Annotated in this window: 15 protein-coding genes and 2 pseudogenes; 9 read left to right on the forward strand and 8 right to left on the reverse strand. The window is 69.9% G+C overall.

Going from position 1 to position 18,902, the window contains the following annotated elements; all coding sequences use genetic code 11:
• Positions 1-292: 292 nt before the first annotated feature.
• Positions 293-1,939 carry a M4 family metallopeptidase gene (locus OHS82_RS20210; RefSeq protein WP_057577930.1) on the reverse strand — a complete coding sequence of 549 codons (1,647 nt, stop codon included), beginning with the start codon at positions 1,937-1,939 and terminating at the stop codon, positions 293-295.
• 222 nt (positions 1,940-2,161) lie between these two features.
• On the opposite strand from OHS82_RS20210, the pseudogene OHS82_RS20215 reads away from it, so the two are divergent.
• The 4 genes and pseudogenes from OHS82_RS20215 to OHS82_RS20230 form a co-directional block, all read left to right on the forward strand.
• A pseudogene (locus OHS82_RS20215) lies at positions 2,162-2,335 on the forward strand (aminotransferase); the annotation flags it as partial.
• A 486-nt stretch (positions 2,336-2,821) separates the two neighbouring features.
• Complete coding sequence (locus OHS82_RS20220; protein WP_057577932.1) at positions 2,822-3,229, forward strand: hypothetical protein; 408 nt, start codon at positions 2,822-2,824, stop codon at positions 3,227-3,229.
• Positions 3,230-3,801: 572 nt separating this feature from the next.
• Positions 3,802-4,806 (forward strand): ABC transporter ATP-binding protein, encoded by a 1,005-nt coding sequence (locus OHS82_RS20225; RefSeq protein ID WP_079041183.1) that lies wholly within the window; start codon positions 3,802-3,804, stop codon positions 4,804-4,806.
• A complete protein-coding gene (locus tag OHS82_RS20230) occupies positions 4,803-5,669 on the forward strand; it encodes a hypothetical protein (protein ID WP_328434254.1) in 867 nt (288 codons plus the stop codon). Before OHS82_RS20225 ends, OHS82_RS20230 begins: the two co-directional genes overlap by 4 nt.
• Before the next feature lie 150 nt (positions 5,670-5,819).
• On the opposite strand, the gene OHS82_RS20235 is transcribed toward OHS82_RS20230, so the two are convergent.
• A complete protein-coding gene (locus tag OHS82_RS20235) occupies positions 5,820-6,365 on the reverse strand; it encodes a YbjN domain-containing protein (RefSeq protein ID WP_057577936.1) in 546 nt (181 codons plus the stop codon).
• Between the two features lie 141 nt (positions 6,366-6,506).
• Here OHS82_RS20235 and OHS82_RS20240 point away from each other — a divergent pair, with 141 nt between their 5' ends.
• On the forward strand, positions 6,507-7,037 hold the full coding sequence (locus tag OHS82_RS20240; protein ID WP_107105186.1) for a hypothetical protein: 531 nt from the start codon (positions 6,507-6,509) through the stop codon (positions 7,035-7,037).
• 47 nt (positions 7,038-7,084) lie between these two features.
• On the opposite strand, the gene clpB is transcribed toward OHS82_RS20240, so the two are convergent.
• Complete coding sequence (gene clpB, locus OHS82_RS20245; RefSeq protein WP_057577937.1) at positions 7,085-9,688, reverse strand: ATP-dependent chaperone ClpB; 2,604 nt, start codon at positions 9,686-9,688, stop codon at positions 7,085-7,087.
• A 149-nt stretch (positions 9,689-9,837) separates the two neighbouring features.
• Here clpB and OHS82_RS20250 point away from each other — a divergent pair, with 149 nt between their 5' ends.
• The gene (locus OHS82_RS20250; protein ID WP_328434255.1) at positions 9,838-10,251 is read left to right on the forward strand and encodes a pyridoxamine 5'-phosphate oxidase family protein; all 414 of its coding nucleotides are present in this window, start codon (positions 9,838-9,840) and stop codon (positions 10,249-10,251) included.
• Positions 10,252-10,466: 215 nt separating this feature from the next.
• On the opposite strand, the gene OHS82_RS20255 is transcribed toward OHS82_RS20250, so the two are convergent.
• Positions 10,467-10,802, reverse strand: a complete 336-nt coding sequence (locus OHS82_RS20255; protein WP_057577939.1) for a hypothetical protein — start codon at positions 10,800-10,802, stop codon at positions 10,467-10,469.
• A gap of 63 nt (positions 10,803-10,865) precedes the next feature.
• On the opposite strand from OHS82_RS20255, the gene OHS82_RS20260 reads away from it, so the two are divergent.
• The 3 genes from OHS82_RS20260 (at position 10,866) to OHS82_RS20270 (ending at position 13,508) form a co-directional block, all read left to right on the forward strand.
• The gene (locus OHS82_RS20260) at positions 10,866-11,153 is read left to right on the forward strand and encodes a hypothetical protein (protein WP_157876334.1); all 288 of its coding nucleotides are present in this window, start codon (positions 10,866-10,868) and stop codon (positions 11,151-11,153) included.
• A gap of 243 nt (positions 11,154-11,396) precedes the next feature.
• On the forward strand, positions 11,397-12,245 hold the full coding sequence (locus OHS82_RS20265) for a hypothetical protein (RefSeq protein ID WP_057577941.1): 849 nt from the start codon (positions 11,397-11,399) through the stop codon (positions 12,243-12,245).
• Between the two features lie 222 nt (positions 12,246-12,467).
• Positions 12,468-13,508, forward strand: coding sequence for a helix-turn-helix transcriptional regulator (locus OHS82_RS20270; protein WP_057577942.1), 1,041 nt, complete (start codon positions 12,468-12,470; stop codon positions 13,506-13,508).
• Positions 13,509-13,868: 360 nt separating this feature from the next.
• Here OHS82_RS20270 and OHS82_RS20275 read toward each other — a convergent pair.
• The 4 genes and pseudogenes from OHS82_RS20275 to OHS82_RS20290 all read right to left on the reverse strand — a co-directional run.
• Positions 13,869-14,849, reverse strand: a pseudogene (locus OHS82_RS20275) (LuxR C-terminal-related transcriptional regulator); the annotation flags it as partial.
• Positions 14,850-15,270: 421 nt separating this feature from the next.
• A complete protein-coding gene (locus OHS82_RS20280; protein ID WP_328434256.1) occupies positions 15,271-16,380 on the reverse strand; it encodes a sugar ABC transporter substrate-binding protein in 1,110 nt (369 codons plus the stop codon).
• Positions 16,381-16,698: 318 nt separating this feature from the next.
• On the reverse strand, positions 16,699-16,947 hold the full coding sequence (locus OHS82_RS20285) for a DUF6406 domain-containing protein (protein WP_157876335.1): 249 nt from the start codon (positions 16,945-16,947) through the stop codon (positions 16,699-16,701).
• A gap of 5 nt (positions 16,948-16,952) precedes the next feature.
• Positions 16,953-18,551: a hypothetical protein gene (locus tag OHS82_RS20290; RefSeq protein WP_328434257.1), complete on the reverse strand. Its 1,599-nt coding sequence runs from the start codon at positions 18,549-18,551 to the stop codon at positions 16,953-16,955.
• Positions 18,552-18,902 lie beyond the last annotated feature (351 nt).

An 18,902-nucleotide genomic window follows, 5' to 3' on the forward strand; every position in this document is an offset into this window, starting at 1 on the left:
CGCGCCGGACGGCCCGCCCGCCCGTCCGTGCGTCCGTGCGTCCGTGCGTCCGTGCGTCCGTGCGTCCGTGCGTCCGTGCGTCCGTGCGTCCGTGCGTCCGTGCGCCGACCGCCCTCTGTCGCGTATCGCGAGAGGCCGTCCGCCAGGACGTGCGCGATCCCGGTGGGCAGCCGCGCGGCGCTCGGAAGTGTCCGTCCAAGAACTCTTGGAGAGGTCCCGCCAGTCGACGGCCGCGCCGGTCCCGAATTCGGGACCGGCGCGGCCGTGTGACGCGTCCGGGTCACGATGACGCTCAGTTCACGTTGACCGCGCTCCAGGCCGCCGCGACCGTGTCGTACTCCGTGCTGCCCGCGCCGTAGAGGTCGCGGGCGGCGTTCAGGGTGGCCGTCCGCGCGCCGGCGTACTTCGTCGTGGACGTCATGTAGACGGTCAGTGCGCGGTACCAGATCGCGCCGAGCTTGGCGCGGCCGATGCCCGTGACCGTCAAGCCGTTGTACGTCGGGGAGTTGTAGGTGACCCCGTTGACGGTCTTGGTGCCGCTGCCCTCCGCGAGGAGGTAGGCGAAGTGGTTGGCGACGCCGGACGAGAAGTGGACGCTGCGGTTGGCGAGGGAACCGCTCCAGTAGTCCGCGGAGTCGCCGTCCCTGCTGGGCTTGTCCATGTAGCGCAGGGCGTCGCGCCCCAAGCCGGAGCGGACGACCTTCTCGCCGATCAGGTAGTCGCCGGGGTCCTGCGGGTTCGCCGCGTAGAACTCGACCAGTGTTCCGAAGATGTCGGACGTCGCCTCGTTCAGACCGCCGGACTCGCCCGAGTAGACCAGTCCGGCGGTTCTCGAGGTCACACCGTGGGACATCTCGTGGGCGGCCACGTCCAGCCCGACCATCGGCCCGAAGTGGACGCCGTTACCGTCGCCGTACGTCATGCAGAAGCAGTCGTCGGTCCAATACGCGTTGGAGAGTTTGTTGCCGTAGTGGACGCGGTTGTAGGAGCCCCTGCCGTCGTTGGCGATGCCGTTGCGGCCGTGGACGTCCTTGTAGTAGTCCCAGGTCATGGCGCTGCCGTACTGGGCGTCGAGGGCGACTGTCGAGCGGTCGGCGGTCGTGCCCGTGCCCCAGTGGTCGTCGTCGTCCGTGAAGAGGGTCAGGGGGACACGGCTGCTGCACGTGCCGCCGCCGCACACGTCCGTCTTGTCGGCCGCGTCACCGGTGTAGGTGTCGCCGCGCGTGGGGTCCTTGAGCTGGTACGTCGATCCCGAGAGGGTCGTCTCCAGCGGGACGGTGCCGCTGTACAGGGACTGACCGTCGCCGGCGACGGTCTCCATGGTGTCCCAGGCGTCGAGCTGGGCGCCGGTGCGCGCGTCGGACAGCACCTCGCGGGCGGCCGGGTTGCCGAGCGCGTCCAGGGCGGCGACGTTCGTGCGCCAGGCCAGTCTTGGGGCACCGTGCAGAGCGTCGACGACGAGTTGGGGTCTGGCCTTCACCTGCTTCAGCGTCTCGCCGGGCCTGGCCGAGCGCAGGGCGTTCACGGCGACGTCGGCCGCCTTGGGGGCCGACACCTTGGGGGTGGTGCTCGGCAGCGAGATCGCCGCCCTCGCCGCCCGGTCAGCGCCGCGGTACGTTCCGTCGGGTGCCAGATGGACGACGAAGTCGCCGCCGAGCACGGGGAGTTGGCGGTAGGTACGGTTGTACCGGACGTGCTGGGCGCCGTCCTTGTCCACGACCACGTCACTCACGGAGGTGTCCTGCGCGGAGGTGAGGCCCAGGACCGCGGCCCGGTCGGCGAGGACCGCCGCCGCGTTGTCGAGGGCGGTGGCACGCGTCGGCCTGTCGGCGGCGTCGGCGGCCGGGGAGAGTGCGGCGGCCAGCAGCGTGGCGGTGGTGGCGGCGATGCCGGCGGCGGCGAGACGGGAACCTCGGACGTGCTGCCGTATCCGACTCATCAGTGTCTTCTGTCTCCTGGAGAAATGCCTGGGGGCGCGTGCGGGGCGGGCACCCGGGGGGCAGATAAGAGGCGCCGGGGGCAGCGCCGATCTTGTGCTGGCATTCAAGAGGACAGAGACATGTCATGTCCATACCCAATGGACGTGGGCACGAGAAGGCGGCGACGGGAGAGAATCGCTTCCGTTCCTGGGCGTACGGGTCTGTCCCTGGACGTACGGGACCGTCCCCTCCGAGACATCGACGGTTTCGCCTTCTGCCGTTCGCTGCCGGAGCGCGCGGGCGTCGTCGCCGTCCCGAACGCGGTCTTCTACGACCACAAGGACGAGGGGGCGCCCTTCGTACGATTCGCGTTCTGCAAACGGACCGACGTCCTCGACAAGGCCGTAGCCCGCCTCGGACGGCGCCTCCTGACCGCGCCGGCGCGCCCGCCCACAGCCTCCGCCTCGGTTCCCTCACCCCGGAGGACGGCGTACGACTGCATTGCGTCCGCCGCCACCACCGACGGGCAGGCTGATTCAAGCCAGGTATTGTGGAGGTAAAGCGAGCCCCAAGGCACATCTTCGCAGGTCCGACGACGAGAACGAGTGCGAGCTCGCTCCTGCCACTGGCCAATTCCATGACGATCAAGTGATCCATGGTGTGGTCAAGTGATCGATTTGCAGATAGCGTGCAAGCGTGCCAGGCACTCGAAGGTTGAACTGCCGAGCACCATCGGACTCCTCATCGACCGTGCGGAGTCCGGAAGATTTCTGTAATCGGGGGAATGAAGTCCGGGGGGACCTTTCGGTTTCCACGCCTGTGCAGGTCGCCCATGTGGGCTTCCTTCCCCTTGCGACGACGCAAGGTAGGGTGTAACTCGAATGAATCGCAATACTCTGCGGATGGCGGCGGTTTCGGCTGTCACCGCCGTTGCTCTCGGCGGTACCGCCGGCCTGGCCCAGGCTTCCGAGGCCCGTGCAGCCGCACCTCAGACCGTCTCGGTCACGCAGCAGGTCGACGCCCAGCAGGCCGCGCGTACCCTGCTGGCGAGCCCGCTGGCCGTCAACCTCTCGGCCGTCGAGCGGACCGAGCTGAACGCGATCGCCAGTGGCGAGCGCGCAGAAGCCCGCATCAGCTGGAGCGCCATCAGGGCTGCCTTCAGCAGGGTCGCCGGCTTCGCGAGGGCCATCGCCGGCACGTACACGAAGTTCAAGGAGTGGTACGACGCCCTGTCCTGGTGGCAGAAGGCCCCGCTGAGGGCCATCACTCCCGGCCTGACGCTCCTGGACATCTACAACGCTCTCCACTGATGACGGCTGATCAGGGGACTCTTTCGCTTGCACTCTCCGGCTGACCGCCTGAGCGAGTGAGTGGCGTCGGTGGGGTTCGCCCAGGTGGACCCCACCAGCGCGAGACCAAGGAAACGATGGAGCATCAAGGATGACCGACACCGTGTCCCCCCGCGCAGCCACCGAAGGCACGTGGGCGCTACCCCTTCTGGCCCTCGCGCCGTTGACTGCCATCAGACTCCTCGCGGACCCCTCCGCGCCATGGCCCATCATTTCGTGGGGGATATTCGCCCTGGCTGTCTCGTTGGTGGCCATTGGATGGGCAGCGGTGTTCCGCCACGGGATGGGCAGGCCTGCGGCACGAGGCACGTGCATTCTTGTGCACGTGGTTCTGGTCTGGCATTTCATTTCTCTGGTGCAGCAATAGGCCAGAGAATGCAGCAGTGAACCAGGGCCGACACATTCACGATATTCGCCGCGTAGTCAAATGAAGCGTATCGGGGGAAGAAGCCCGGAGGGCCTTTCGGTTTCCACGCCTGTCCAGGCTCTCGCGTGGGCTTCCTCCCCCTTGCGATGACGCAACAGAAGCGTACATGAACCGCAGCAATCTGAGTACGGCTGCTTTTTCGGTCAAAGTCTCCACCGACCGGCCGGTTGGCCGACCGCTTGAAGGAATCTTCGCAGTGAAGAAGGGTGACGCACTCGTCGAGGCCAGGAGTCTCGGCCATTCGTTCGGCGCCAAACGGGTCGTGGATGACGTTTCACTGACCCTCCGTGCTGGTGAGGTGACCGGCTTCGTCGGAGCCAACGGAGCGGGTAAGACGACGACGATCCAGCTCATGCTGGGCCTCGTGCAGGGTGAAGGGCGAACCCTGTTTCTCGGCAGACCGCTGCACGAGTGGGGCGCGCCCGGGACTGTCGTCGGCGCGGTACTGGGAGGCGTTGCGGGCCACCCCCAGCACCGCCTGCGCGCCCATTTGCGCATGGTGGCGGCCGGATCAGCAGTGCCGGACGAACGCGTCGACGAGCTGCTGGAGACTGTGGGGCTGGTCGATGCCGGCCGGCTGAAGCTGTCCGAACTGTCCCTGGGCATGGCCCAGCGCGCGGGCATCGCACAGGCGCTGCTGGGTGATCCGCCCGTGCTGGTCCTCGACGAGCCCGCGAACGGGCTCGATCCCCATTCGATCCGCTGGCTGCGGGAATTCCTGCGTGCCCAGGCGGCGCAGGGGCGGGCGGTGCTGGTGTCGAGTCACCTCCTGGGAGAGATGGAACAGTTGGCCGATCAGGCGGTGGTGCTGAGCCTCGGCCGCGTCGTGGCGGCCGCGCCCATGACCGAGGTGCTTGCCCGGGCGGCCGGTCGGCGCGTGGTGATCATCGAGACACCGGAACTACCCGCACTGACCCGGCTGCTGGCAGAACACGGTGGTCACCTCTCGCCCACCGGCGGGCCGGGCGCGACCGTCACGGGGCTGGACCGTGCACGGATCGCCACGCTCGCCATGGAAGGCGGGGTGCCGTTGTACTGGCTGCAAGAGGAAAGGCCGTCTCTGGAGGACTTCTATCTGGGCGTAGCGGAAGAGGAGTTCAGGATCTCGTGACATCTGTCGTACTGAAGGCTCCGGTTGCCGTCAGGCCCACCGAGGCGTTTCGCAGGGCGTGCCGGTACGAATGGCGGCATCTGGCCGAACTGCGCTCGACGTGGATCTTGCTCGGCGTGGTGGCGGTCCTGAGTCTGCTGACCGGGATCACTGTCCTGCTCGACCTGCGCGGACAAAGCGCGGTCAGCTCCGCGACCGTGGCGGACACGATCGCGTGGACCCCGCTGGCGACGCAGATCCCGGCCCTGTGCTTCTTCGTCCTGGTGTTGGGCACCGGGCCGGTCTCGACCGACCTCCTGTCAGGCGCCGGACGGACAACCTGGCTGGCTGTGAACGGGCGTCGCACCGCATATGCGGCAAAGTGTGCGGTCGGCTTCGCCGTCGGCTCCGGTGTGGCCGCCATCAGCGCCCTGACGGGAGGGCTTTCCTGCGCGGTGACTCTGGCGGTGGCCGGTGCCCCCCAGCCTGGATGGACAGAGATCCTCGCGCCTGCCGCACGGTTCGTCGGGTGGATGGGCTGCTGGGCGCTGCTCTGCATGGCCATGGTCGCCGTACTGCGAAGCCGTATCGCCTCAGTGCTGTTCCTGGTCCTGTGGCCGCTTCTCGGCGAGCGCCTCACGGGCGTGCTGCTCGGATACGTCCCGGGACTGGAGGGCGCGAAGAACTGGCTGCCGTTCGCGGCGGGGCGAGCGATGCTCACCGATCTGTCGACCGTCTCGGGCGAGGACAAGGCGTTTGCACGGGCACTGGTCGGCTCCCACCTGTCCACGTCGGTCGCCGTAGCAGTGTTCTTCCTGTACACCGCGGTCTTTACGGCCGTGGGACTGTGGGCGTACTGCCGGAGGGACGCCCGAGCGGGCTGACCGCATCTCCCGCCCCGCGGCGCACCGACGGAGATCAGTCGGCCTGCGGCGGTCGACTTCGGGATCCTGTTCGGGCTGCCCGAACGGAAACGGGCGTCCGTCCACAGGGTGTGGACGGACGCCCGTCGACGTACAGGCAGGTCGCCGGTGCTACTCGGCGCCCTCGGCGCCGTCCTCGGGCTTCTCGCCGGCCTCGTTGACGGCCGACTCCAGGCCCAGCTGCTCCACGAGCCACTTGTCGAACTCGATGGCCGCGCGCACCCAGCTCACCGTCGAGGAGACGAACAGCTCGATGTTGACCCCGGCGCCGATCAGCAGCTGCGCCTCGCCGATGAGGCGGACGGTGCCGTCGTCGTGGGTGTGGGTGTAGACCTTCGGCCACAGGGTGCGGCGGTTCCAGTCGTCGATCGACTCGAGCAGCTGCACCTTGTCGTCGATCTTGTGGGCCCGGTCGAAGAACGTCCGCACCGAGTAGACCGCCTGGTCACCCTCGCCGCGGAACATGAAGTACGTACGGAACTCCTCCCACGGCGCCGCGAGGTCACCCTCGTCGTCGACGACGTACTTCAGCTCCATCTGGTCGAGGAGCTGCTTCACGAGGTCCTGATCCGGGACGACGGGGCCCGCCGGTCCACCCTGGGGCTCCGGCTCTGGCTGGCCCCCGAAGTTCGGAATCGAGGACGGGTCGATGCTCACCGTGATTTTCCCTTCGTACGGATCCTGCCATCCTCCCCCATGCGGGGAGGGGGGTGGCAAGCCCCGCCGGGGCTGTCAGCCGTGAGCTGACATGATCCGGCCTGTCGTACCAAGGGGCGGTGAAGAATGGAGGGGGATCGCATGGAGAAGAACGAGCGAAGCGATACGGGCGAGCGGCCGGGGGCGGACGTGCGGCCGGGGCCCGCGGGCCGGACCAGGTGGGGTCTGGTGGCGGCGATCCTGGCTCTTCCGGTGCTGGTGGTGGTCGGCCTGCTGGTGCTGGTGGGCGTCTGGGTGCTGACCGACGACGAGGAGACGGACGGGACCCGTCTGAAGGACGTGCCCTGCGCCCAGGCGCTGGCGTTCGGCGGGGCCGAGCTGCCGACGGACGTCCGGGACGCGAAGTGCACGGTGCAGTCCTGGTTGGACACCGATTACCAGGCCGACTTCCGCATGCCTCGCGGGGGCGTGAGCGCCTGGCTGACGGACGCCTACCCCGAGGCGCCACGGCCGGGGGGCCCGGGCACCGAGGCCTGCGGGTCCGGCGTGGACTACTGCTTCCAGCTCGACGTCACCCAGCGTCCGGGGGTGGAGGCCTACTACGTCAACGTGAACGTGACGTACGAGAACGCCGAGACCGCGCGGGTGCGGTACTCGGCGTTCACGACATGACCTGAGCGGGAGCGAGGGAAGACGGGCGGGGGAGGCGGGCGGGGACGCTACAGCGTCTTGCCCGTCGTGGGGCCCACGATCAGGCCCTCGGCCTCGCCGAAGGTGTCGACCCGGACCGTGTCGCCGTCCTTGACCTCGCCCGCCAGGATCTCCTTGGCCAGCCGGTCGCCGATGGCCGTCTGGACCAGGCGGCGCAGCGGGCGGGCGCCGTACGCGGGGTCGTTGCCCTCGTCGGCGAGCCAGGCGAGGGCCGCGTCGGTGACCTCCAGGGTGAGGCGGCGCTCGGCGAGCCGCTTGGCCAGGCGGTCGATCTGCAGGCGGGCGATCCGGCCGAGCTCGGTCTTGTTCAGGGCCGAGAAGACGACGAGGTCGTCGAGCCGGTTGAGGAACTCCGGCTTGAAGGAGGCCCGCACGACCTCGAGGACCTGTTCCTTCTTCTCCGCCTCGGTGGACAGCGGGTCGACGAGGTACTGGCTGCCCAGGTTGGACGTCAGCACCAGGATGGTGTTGCGGAAGTCGACCGTGCGGCCCTGGCCGTCGGTGAGCCGGCCGTCGTCGAGGACCTGGAGCAGGACGTCGAAGACCTCCGGGTGCGCCTTCTCCACCTCGTCGAGCAGGACCACGCTGTACGGGCGCCTGCGCACCGCCTCGGTGAGCTGGCCGCCCTCCTCGTAGCCGATGTAGCCGGGAGGCGCTCCGACGAGGCGGGCGACGCTGTGCTTCTCGCCGTACTCCGACATGTCGATGCGGATCATGGCCCGCTCGTCGTCGAAGAGGAAGTCGGCGAGGGCCTTGGCCAGCTCGGTCTTGCCGACGCCGGTCGGGCCGAGGAAGAGGAAGGAGCCGGTCGGGCGGTCGGGGTCGGCGATGCCCGCGCGGGAGCGCCGCACGGCGTCGGAGACCGCCTGGACCGCCTCCGCCTGGCCGATGAGCCGCTTGCCGAGCTCGTCCTCCATGCGGAGCAGTTTCTGCGTCTCGCCCTCGAGGAGGCGGCCGGCCGGGATGCCGGTCCAGGAGGCGACGACGTCGGCGATGTCGTCCGAGCCGACCTCCTCCTTGACCATGGTGTCCTTGGCGGCCTCCTCCTCGGCCTCGGACGCGGCCTCCAGGTCGCGTTCCAGGGCCGGGATCTCGCCGTACAGCAGCTTGCTGGCGGTGTCGAAGTCGCCGTCGCGCTGGGCGCGCTCGGCCTGGCCGCGCAGGTCGTCGAGCTTCTCCTTCAGCTCGCCGACCCGGTTGAGGGACTGCTTCTCCTTCTCCCAGCGTGCGGTGAGTCCGCGCAGTTCCTCCTCGCGGTCGGCGAGGTCGCGGCGCAGCTTCTCCAGGCGCTCGCGGGATGCGGCGTCGGTCTCCTTGCTGAGGGCCAGCTCCTCCATTTTCAGCCGGTCGACGGACCGCTGGAGCTCGTCGATCTCGACCGGGGAGGAGTCGATCTCCATGCGGAGGCGGGAGGCGGCCTCGTCGACGAGGTCGATGGCCTTGTCGGGGAGGAAGCGGGAGGTGATGTAGCGGTCGGAGAGGGTGGCGGCGGCGACCAGGGCCGCGTCCGCGATCTGCACCTTGTGGTGGGCCTCGTAGCGGCCCTTGAGTCCGCGCAGGATGGCGATGGTGTCCTCGACGGTCGGCTCGGCCACCAGCACCTGCTGGAAGCGGCGCTCCAGTGCCGGGTCCTTCTCGATCCGCTCGCGGTACTCGTCGAGCGTCGTGGCGCCGACCATGCGCAGTTCGCCGCGGGCGAGCATCGGCTTGAGCATGTTGCCGGCGTCCATGGCGGAGTCGCCGCCGGCGCCGGCGCCGACGACCGTGTGCAGCTCGTCGATGAAGGTGATGATCTGGCCGTCGGAGTTCTTGATCTCGGCGAGGACGGTCTTGAGCCGTTCCTCGAACTCGCCGCGGTACTTCGCGCCGGCGACCATCGCGCCGAGGTCGAGCGCGACGAGCCGCTTGTCCTTGAGGGACTCGGGCACGTCGCCCTTGACGATCCGCTGGGCGAGGCCCTCGACGACGGCGGTCTTGCCGACGCCGGGCTCGCCGATGAGGACGGGGTTGTTCTTGGTGCGGCGGGACAGCACCTGCACGACGCGCCGGATCTCGGTGTCCCGGCCGATGACGGGGTCGAGCTTGCCCTCGCGGGCGGCGGCGGTGAAGTCGGTGCCGAACTTCTCCAGGGCCTTGTACTGGCCCTCGGGGTCGGCGCTGGTCACCCGGCGTCCGCCGCGGGCCTTCCGGAAGGCCTCCTGGAGCTTCTTCGCGGTCGCGCCCTGCCGGGTGAGCACCTCGGCGGCCGGGCCGCCCTTGGCGGCGATGCCGAGGAGCAGGTGTTCGGTGGACAGGTACTCGTCACCGAGGTCGCGGGCGCGGTTCTGCGCGTCGGCGACGACGGCCAGCATGTCGCGGTTGGGCTGCGGGGGTGCGACGGTGGACCCGGCCACACTGGGCAGCGAGCCGAGCGCCTTCTCGGCCCCGGCCCGGACGGCGGCCTGGTCGGCGTCGACGGCCGCGAGCAGGTCGACGATGTTCTCGTTGTCCTGGCCCTGGAGCAGGGCCAGGAGCAGATGGGCGGGGGTGAGGTCGGCGTGTCCTTCGGACACGGCCCTGCTGCTGGCCGCGTTGATCGCGTCCCGGCTCCGGTTGGTCAGCTCGGCGTCCACGTTCGCTGTCTCCTCCTTGCGTCAGCGCTCTCCCGGTACTGACTCAGTCAGCGTACACAAAGTTGAGTCTATTCCGCTCAAGGTGTTCTCCTGTTCTCCCGTGTTCCCCTGGCGTGCGCCGCGGAACCGGGAGGCAGTAGGTTCCGGGCATGGCCACACCTCCCCGGGACCCGGGCGCGCCGGACGCGCCCTATCTCGCCTTCTGGCGCGAACGACACCTGTGCACGCTGACCACGTCGCGTCCGGACGGCAGTCCGCACGTGGTGCCGGTCGGCGTCACCTACGACCCCGAGCACCGCCTCGCCCGGGTCATCGCCGACGGGGCGAGCAGGAAGGTGCGCAACGTCCTGGCAGCAGAGCCGGGCGGGGCGCGGGTCGCGGTGTGCCAGATGGAGGGCCGGCGCTGGGCCACGCTGGAGGGTCTGGCCTTCGTCCGCGCGGACCGGGAGCGGGTCGCGGAGGCGGAGCGCCGGTACGCGCAGCGCTACGGGCGCGAGCCCAGGCCGAACCCCACGCGTGTGGTGATCGAGATCGAGCTGACCCGGGCGATGGGACGCGGCTGACCCGGCCGGGGCGGACGGGGTCGCCCCGGCCCGGGCCGATGAGGCTGCGGTGGCCGGGTGACCGAAACCCGTCCCGTCGATTTCCGGCCAAGGCTCAAGCGGGCGTATACCGGAAATATCCCCGGAAACTGCAGCGGCGTCACCGTGTTCAGGTCACGGTGACGCCGCTGCGGGGGGGAAGCACCTGAGCGATCTTTTACGACGGGGGAATCGCGTCAGGCACTGCGGGGGGTGGCTGAGATGGTCTTCAGGGGCAGAGCCTCGGGCTCCACCAGCCTGTGGTCACGCTGGTCCAGATTCACAAAGATCATTCCGTACCGGATGGCGCACCGCACGGGCTGCGGCGCCCCCCGGGGCTTGCGCAGGCACCGGTAGGCCCGTACGTCCTCGTCCTCGTCGCGGGTCACCACCACCGGCTCGCCGAACACCGTCACCATCAACGAGTCACCACTGTGGGGGATGGCGGTGACCAGATCGATGAAGTGCCAGCCGGAGCGGTAGGCGGTGGCCATTTCGCGGCGGAAGGAGCGGTCGTCGGGTGGCGTGGTCATGACTCGGCGACCCACGTGCTGTCGCGAGGCGTGATCCACGTACTGTCACCCAGCGCCGCCGCCGTGACGACCCAAGTGCTGTCGGCAGGCGCGGTCCAGGTGCTGTCCGCCGGAGCGGCCCAGGTGCTGTCGGCGGGCGCGACCCACGTGCTGTCCGCCGGAGCGACCCAGGTGCTGTCACCGGCCGTCACGACGGTGCCGGCACCCGGACTCCAGGTACTGTCGCCCGCCGTGTCGCCCGTCGTCCCCGCAAGGCCGCTCAGAGCTCCGAAGGCCAAGGCGGCGGAGAAGGCTGCGGCGAGCGCCGAGCGAAGCATTCTCTTATGCATAGTCGGCTTCGTCCTCATTTGAAGGTCACCTCTCCCCCGTCGACTACGACGATGGCCCATTCGGGCACGTCATGGCCACACAATCGATGCATCATGTTCCTGCACGTTCAGGACCCTGGGGGGTGGAGATTTGACGAAAAATGAGGCAAAGCCGACACATCCTCATGCGACCACTGAGCTGTGCGAGGAAGGTCGCCGTCTCTACGGGAACGCTCTTCGGACGGGCCGGGTGGCCCGTGCGGACGTGGAGCCTGCTCCGTGTCTGATGGAGTTCGCCCTGCTCCACGCGGACCCCGACGACGCGAACTGGCTCCGTCCGGTGCCCCCGTCGATCGCCCTGTCCCAGCTGCTCAACCCGATCGAGCGCGAGATCACGCAGCGCAGACGGCTGTCGGTGGAACTCGCCGACGCTTTCGAGCCGTTCATGACCCTCAGCGCACAGCCGACGCCGACCACGCACTCCATCACGGTGCTGGAGGGCGTCGACCGGATCAACGCGGCGCTCGACCTGGCCACGTCCCAGTGCCAGACCGAGATGCTCACCGTCCAGCCGAGCCGGCGCCGCCTCGAGCACACCCTCGTCCAGGGGCTCGAACGCGACCGCCCGCTGATCGAACGCGGATGCCGCATCCGGACGCTCTACCAGCACACGGCCCGCTACAGCCCCGAGACGCTGGCGTACGTCTCGCAGTTCACCGACGGCAAGGTGGAGTACCGCACCATCGACGAACTCGTGGAACGGCTGATCATCTGCGACGAGACCGTGGCCTTCATCCCGACCCGGGACGACGGCCAGGTCGCCCTCGAGCTCCGGCACCCCGGGCTCGTCCGCTACCTGATCAAGGTCTTCGAGTTCATGTGGGGCCGCGCGGTGCCGCTGGCCACCGGCGCCCCCTACGAGACCGCGCCCGACGGCATCACGGACATCCAGCACTCCATCGCCAAGCTCCTGGTCGAGGGGCACGTCGACGAGGCGATCGCCCGCCGGCTGGGCATGAACGTACGCACCTGCCGTGCCCACATCGCCAAGCTCGCCACCGCGCTGGGCAGTGGCAGCCGCGCCCAACTCGGCTTCCTCATCGCCCAGTCGGGAATCCTCAAGCAGCAGCCCTGACGTCCGCCCGAAAAAACGAAGGTCTTGCATGACGACACCGGAGCACCGGTACGGCCCGGAGGAACCGTGCGCGGCGGCGGCCCGGGACCCGCACGCCCGGCGTCCGCACGCCCGGCGTCCGCACCCTCCGCGCCCGTATCTCCGCCGGCGCCCGTACGTCCGGCGCCCGGCCGGCCGGCCCCTCGGGCGGTCCGGCGCCCACGAACCGCAGGGAGCACCGCAGTGAGCGCGCCGCCGCACCCCGACCACGGCGTGGAGGACCTGTGCGCCGCCGGCACGCGGCTCTACGAGCAGGCCCTGCGCTGCGGACGCGTCAAGACCGAGGAGGCCGAGACGGCGGCCCCGTGCCTGCTCGCCCTCGGCCTGCTCCACCCCACCGTGGACGACCTGGCCCAACTCGAGCCGGTGGCCCCGGCCGTCGCCCTGCACCGGCTGCTGCGCGCCTCGGAGGCCCGGATCGCCGAGGAACGGCGCCGTGAGGAACGGCTGTCGACGCTCTTCGCGCCCATGATGCACATCGAAGGACAGAGCGCCGCGCCGTCCGGCCCCGCCTCGCTGCGCATCCTCAGCGGCACGGAGCGGATCAACGAGGCCATCACCGAGGCGATGGCCGAGGCGACGAGCGAGGTGCTCTGCATCCAGCCGCACGTCCACTACAGCGGCCCGCGCGGCGAGCGGGCCCAGCCCGTCGCGATGGACCGCGACCAGGCCCTGCTCGACCGGGGCTGCCGCATCCGCACCCTCTACCAGCACACCCAGCGTCACCAGCCGCTGGTGCTGGCCCGCTACGAGCAGCTCCGGGGGGACGCGGAGGCGCGCACCCTGGACGAGGTCACCGACCGCCTCATCGTCATCGACGGCACGGTCGCCTTCATCCCCGCCGGCGAGGACGGCCGACTGGCCATGGAAGTCCGCCACCCCGCCCTTCTGACCTACTTCACCACCACCTTCGACCGGCTCTGGCGGCTGGCCCTCCCGATGTACCCGCAGGCGGTCCACCGGCTGTCCCGGGGCGGCGTCACACCCCGGCAGCAGGCCATCGCGGCCCTTCTGGTCGAGGGCCACACCGACGCCGTCATCGCCGACCGCCTCGGCATGAACATCCGCACCGCGCGCGTCCACATCGCCAAGCTCGCCGCCACCCTCGGCAGCGAGAGCCGCGCCCAACTCGGCTACCTCATCGGGCAGTCGGGAATCCTCGACCGGGACCAGCGCCGCGGCCGCGCGCAGACGCCCGAGCAGGAGGAGGAACCGGAGCGATAGCCGGAGCGCCGGCCCGTGAGGCGGCCGGAGCAGTGGCCGGCTCAAGAGACGGCCCGCAGCGGTGGCCTACGACGGGGCGGGCGCCGCGGAAGAACCGGATCCCGGCGCGGGAGCACCGACGGAGGCGCCCGTCCCCGCCGCCCCGCCCGACACGCCCGTCTCCGTCGGCCCGTGCGGCGCGCTCGCGCTCTCCGTCGCCCCTCCACCCGGCCCGCCCGTCTCCGCCGGCCCGTGCGGCGCGCTCGCGCTCTCCGTCGCCCCTCCACCCGGCCCGCCCGTCTCCGTCGGCCCGTGCGGCGCGCTCGCGCTCTCCGTCGCCCCGCCCGGCGCTCCCGTCCCCGCCGCACCTTCGCCCTCTCCCGACGGACGGTCGAGGCCCACCTGGGCTATGCGCACGCCCAGTTGGGTCCGGCTCGCCGCGCCCAGGGTCTCCGAGAGCCGGGCGATATGGGCCCGGCAGGTGCGGACGCTGATGCCGAGCCGCTCGGCGATCACCGCGTCCTGGTGGCCCTCCGCCAGCAGCGCGGCGATGGACTGCTCGCGGTGCGAGATGCCCTCGATGCGGGTGTCGGGGAGCGGAGCGGTCAGCGGGACGCCCAGCCGCCAGAGCCGCTCGAAGACCGTCACCAGGTAGGAGATCAGGGCCGGGTGGCGCAGCTCCAGGGCCATGGTGCGGTCGGTGTTGGCGGGGATGAAGGCGACCGTCCGGTCGAAGAGGATCAGCCGGTCGATGACCTCGTCCAGGGTGCGCGCCTCGACCGTGTCGCCCATCAGCTCCAGGTAGTTGAGCAGGCCCTGACCGTGCCGGGCGACATGGTTGTAGAGGTCCCGCATGCGCACACCGCGGCCACGCAGCTCCAGCGCGCGGTGCAGGCCCTCCGACAGCTCGTGCTCACGCCGGATGCCGCCGGGCTGCACGGTGAGCACCTCGGTCGTGCACGCCTCGGTCGCCGCGTCGAGGGCGGCCTGGATGCGTGAGGCTCCGTCCAGGACGCGGATGGCCGTGCCCTCGCCGGCGCTCGTGCCGCGCGCGGGACCGCCCAGACCGGCGTACCACTCGAAGGCGGCGACCGCCGAGCCCATCCGCCGTTGACTGGCGCTCACCTCGTCGTAGACTCCGCGCAGAAGACGGGTCATGACCTCCTGCGGGGAGGTCGGCACCAGCCACTCCATGTCGTCGGGGTCCGGGTGCAGGAGGGCCAGCTCCAGGAGGCAGGGAACCGCCTCGGAGTCGGTGCGTGCCACCCGACCGCGCCGTACGGCCCGGGAATACACGCGATCCCCGGCCTCGCACAGTCGGTCGGCACCGTGTGGATGCTCCTGCGCCCCGTGCCTGGCCATCGCGCATCCCACCCCCGCCGTACGCCGCTTCCGGAGCGCAACTATGCGCGGCCCGGACGAGGTCCGCAACACGGCTCCTCCGGTCCGAGGCTGGAAAAACCACCCGTCTGTGCGATTTTCTCCCAGCCTCCTCCCCTCACGTTGCAACAAGCTGACGGTGGTGCAGGACGGCTGCTGCGGTGCATCGTTGATTCCGCTTCCCCCCGGGTGCTCCGCACACGGGGGAGACGCAACCGACCCGGCCGGGCCACGGGGGAGTCCGGCCGGGCAGCCCGAGGGGGGCGAGGACGGGGGAACCACGGGGGAACCACGGGGGAAAGCGAGCACCGGCCCGGCGCGGTATGCGCCGGGCCGGTGATCTTCTCGCCGGGGTCTTCGCCAGGGCCCGCCGCAGCCGCAGGGGCGGGCGTCGGCCGAAGGCTCAGATCAGGTTGAGGGCCTCGCAGGCGGACCTGTACTTGGCGGTGCAGATGTCGGATGCCTTGTAGATGCCGTCCGCGATGACGGTCTGCTGGATGTTCTTCTTCGTCAGCGCGACCACCGTGACCAGCTTGGCCGGAATGGCCTTGTTGGTCGGGCTGTCGACCGTGTCGCGGGTGAGGGCCTCGAACTGGAGGTCACGTCCCTGGACCTTGGCGACGGCGGCCTCGGCGGCGGCCTCGGCCATCGCCGGGTAGGGCTTGTAGACGCTCATGAACTGCTCGCCGGTGATGATCCGCTGCACGGCGGGCAGTTCGGCGTCCTGACCGGTGATCGGGGGCAGGTCGGTGTCCTTGACGCCCGCCGCCTCCAGGGCCTTGATGATGCCGCCGGCCATGGCGTCGTTGGCGGAGTAGACGCCGGCGATGTTGGACTTGCCGATCGCCGCGATCGCCTTCGTCATGCTGGCCTGGGCGACCTCGGGGCTCCACTTGTCGGTGTCGTACGACTTTGCGATCGTGACCCGTCCGCTGATCTCGCTGAGCGCGCCCGCCTTGAACTGGCCGGCGTTCGGGTCCGCGGGCGAGCCGTTCACCATGACGATCTTGTCGGAGACGTCGACGTTCGGGATGGCCTCGACGAGGCTGCGTCCCTGCACCTCGCCGACGAGCTCGTTGTCGAAGGAGACGTACGCGTCGATCGGGCCCTGGGCGAGGCGGTCGTAGGCGATGACCGGGATGTTCGCCTCCTTGGCCTTCTTCACCATGGGCGCGATCGCCTTCGCGTCGACGGCGTCCAGCAGAATGATGTCGACCTTGTCGTCAATCATCTTCTGCATCTGCCGGTCCTGGGTCTTCTCGTCCGAGGCGGCGTTCGCGTAGTCGGTCCTGCCCTGGTTCTCCGTGAGAGCCGCGACCTTCTTCTTGATGATCGGGTAGTCGAACTCCGCGTACCGGGTGTTCGTCTCCTCCGGCATCAGCACGCCCACCGTGATCGCGTTGCTCCGGGTCGGTGTCGCACTGCCGGTCTTCTCCGAGGCCCCCAGCATCCCGCACCCGGCAAGTGAGAGGGACATCGCGGAGGCGACGACGGCTATGGCGATACGACGCATTTCGGGTGCTCACTTCAGGTGCGTTCGGGGCGTTGCGGACCGGGGTGCGGCATTGGTGACCCGGGTATCTGAGAAGCCAACGCGGCGGCGACCGCCGTCGTCAAGCAGAACCGCTTAACGAAGGAGCAACGTCACACTCCGCTCAGGGTGTGAAGACACATGGAGACGAAGCGGAGGCCCTGAAAAGGTCTGACCGGACAAATCGGGCTAAGGGCGGGCCAAGGAACCGCAGGGCCGACGCGGGCGGCCGCGGGCCGACGAGGACCTCTCCGAGACCTCGACGGCGTCGGCGCCGGCCCCCGCGGCGACCCGACCCGCCTAGTCGGTCTTCTTCAGGACGACGCACCAGTCGTCGCTGCCGGGGTTCTCCACCCGGTCGACCTTCCAGTTCTCGGCCCGGACGGCGAAGGAGTCACCCACTTCGAGGGTGTACCTGCGCTCGTCGTCCGCAGCCACTCCCAACCGCACCGTCAGCGGCACCCCGGGACGGGCGTCCACATGAATGACCCCGAATTGAATCCCGTCCTCGAACGCGGGAATTCCGTGGACGAGCCTGACTTCGGACATGACCATCACTCCAGTGTGACATAGCTGGGCTTTATGTATTTCTTGAACTCGGAAACCGTCAGTTCTTCGGGGTGGTTGATGTTGTGTGGATTCCTCAGGTGGAAGTGGCCCCGGTCGTCCACCTCGGTCACCTCGTAGGCATGCCCCGAAATGAGGTCCTTGGCCAGGGGCGCCTCGCTTCTCTTCGTCGACACCGTACCCACGAGAACAGGGCAGTTGTCCGCGAGTTTCCCCCGGATGTCCTCGATCAGCTGACGGTCCGCGCTGCGTCCCTGCATGTCGTATCCGCTGGGGAATTCCACGACGGACGAGGGGCGGCCCGTCAGCTGGGTGAGCACCTCGGCACGCTCGTTGCCGTAACTGCCGTTGTCCAGTCGCACATACCCCCGGGTGCCGGCATCCGCCTGGGAGTGCTGCCGGTCCCACTTCGCCCGGCGTTCGTCGTCCCATGTCTGGTCAACGCCGGCGATCGCCTTCTCCAGAATCGCCGGCCAGGCCACTCCCACTTCGGCCGTCCGCGCGAACCCCGCCTTTCCGGGTTCCTCCGAGAACACCGGCAGTTCGGGGGTGACGGTGAGCCGGACGGGCCGCCCGGTCGGCTCGTAGCGACCCCGCAAGGCCGCGTATTTCGTCTCGTGAAGAGTCACCTCGTAGTCGCCGTCCTCGCGTTCCCGCACGGCGTCGCGAATGGTGTCCGGCAGATGTCCGGCGACGGCGCCCATGGTGGAGATCATGCCGCAGTCGCCGATACTGCCCTGGTGCGTCTGCTCCCGTCGCGGCGCACCGTCGAACAGCGGGACACGCGTGCCGTCTTCGCGTTCCAGCGGATTTCCGTACCGATCCGGACGCGCGTTCAGGGCCTGCGGGTTGTGGAAGTCCGGCCGGTCCACGACGGACTGGACCTCCGTCGGCTTGTCCGGGCCCCGCACCGCGGCGACGGCATCCTTGAAACGCCCCATGAGGCCACGTCCCGACGACTGGTCGGCCTCCTCGTCCGCCGGCGCGCCCTCCGCCGCCCCGGCCGACTCGTCCTGGGCCTCTGCGTCCTCACCGGCCTGCTCTTCCGACGATCCCTCGCCTGCCTCTTCGCCTCCGACGGCCCCCTCGCCCTCCTCGACCGTGTCCGGCGCGGCGTCCTCGTCCGACGGCTCCGACAGCTCCGCCGGGTCCGCCGGCACGGGCGAATCCGACGACTCCAGCAGCTCAGAGGGCTCCGCCGGGTCCGCCGGGTCCGCCGGGTCCGCCGGGTCCGCCGGGTCCGCCGGGTCAGATGGCTCCGGCTGCTCAGACGGCTCCGCCGCGTCTGCCGGGTCCGCCGGCGCGGGCGAATCCGACGACTCCAGCAGCTCAGAGGGCTCCGCCGGGTCCGCCGGGTCAGATGGCTCCGGCTGCTCAGACGGCTCCGCCGCGTCTGCCGGGTCCGCCGGCTCGAACGGCTCCGGCTGCTCCGGCTCGTCGTCCGGTGTCTCGCTCGCCTCCGCCGGCTCTTCCGCCGGCTCCTCCGCCCGCACGTCGACGTCGTCGTCCCCGGACAGTTCATCGGGTTCTCCGGTGGCCCGGTCGCGGGCGCTGCTCTCCGCAGCCGCGAGACCGGCCTCGTCCACCGTCGTCCGGGGCCCGTCCGCCTCCGCGTCGCCGTCGGCATCCGACGGTTCCCTCTCCGCACTCTCAGCGCGTGCGCCCTCGGACTCCGCGAGTTCCTCCGGTGCCCCCGACGCTTCGGGCTCCTCCGGCTCCTCCGGCTCCTCCGGTGCTTCGAGTTCCTCCGGCTCCCCCGGTTCCCCCGGTTCCCCCGGTTCCCCCGGTTCCCCCGGTTCCCCCGGTTCCCCCGGTTCCCCCGGTTCCCCCGGTTCCTCCGGCGCCTCGGACTCCTCGGGTTCCTCCGGCGCTTCGAGTGCTTCGGGTGCCTCGTCCGGTGACTCCGGTTGCTCCGCCTGCTCGGGTTGTTCCGGTTG

The sequence above is a fragment of the Streptomyces sp. NBC_00425 genome (assembly GCF_036030735.1).
GTDB lineage: Bacteria > Actinomycetota > Actinomycetes > Streptomycetales > Streptomycetaceae > Streptomyces.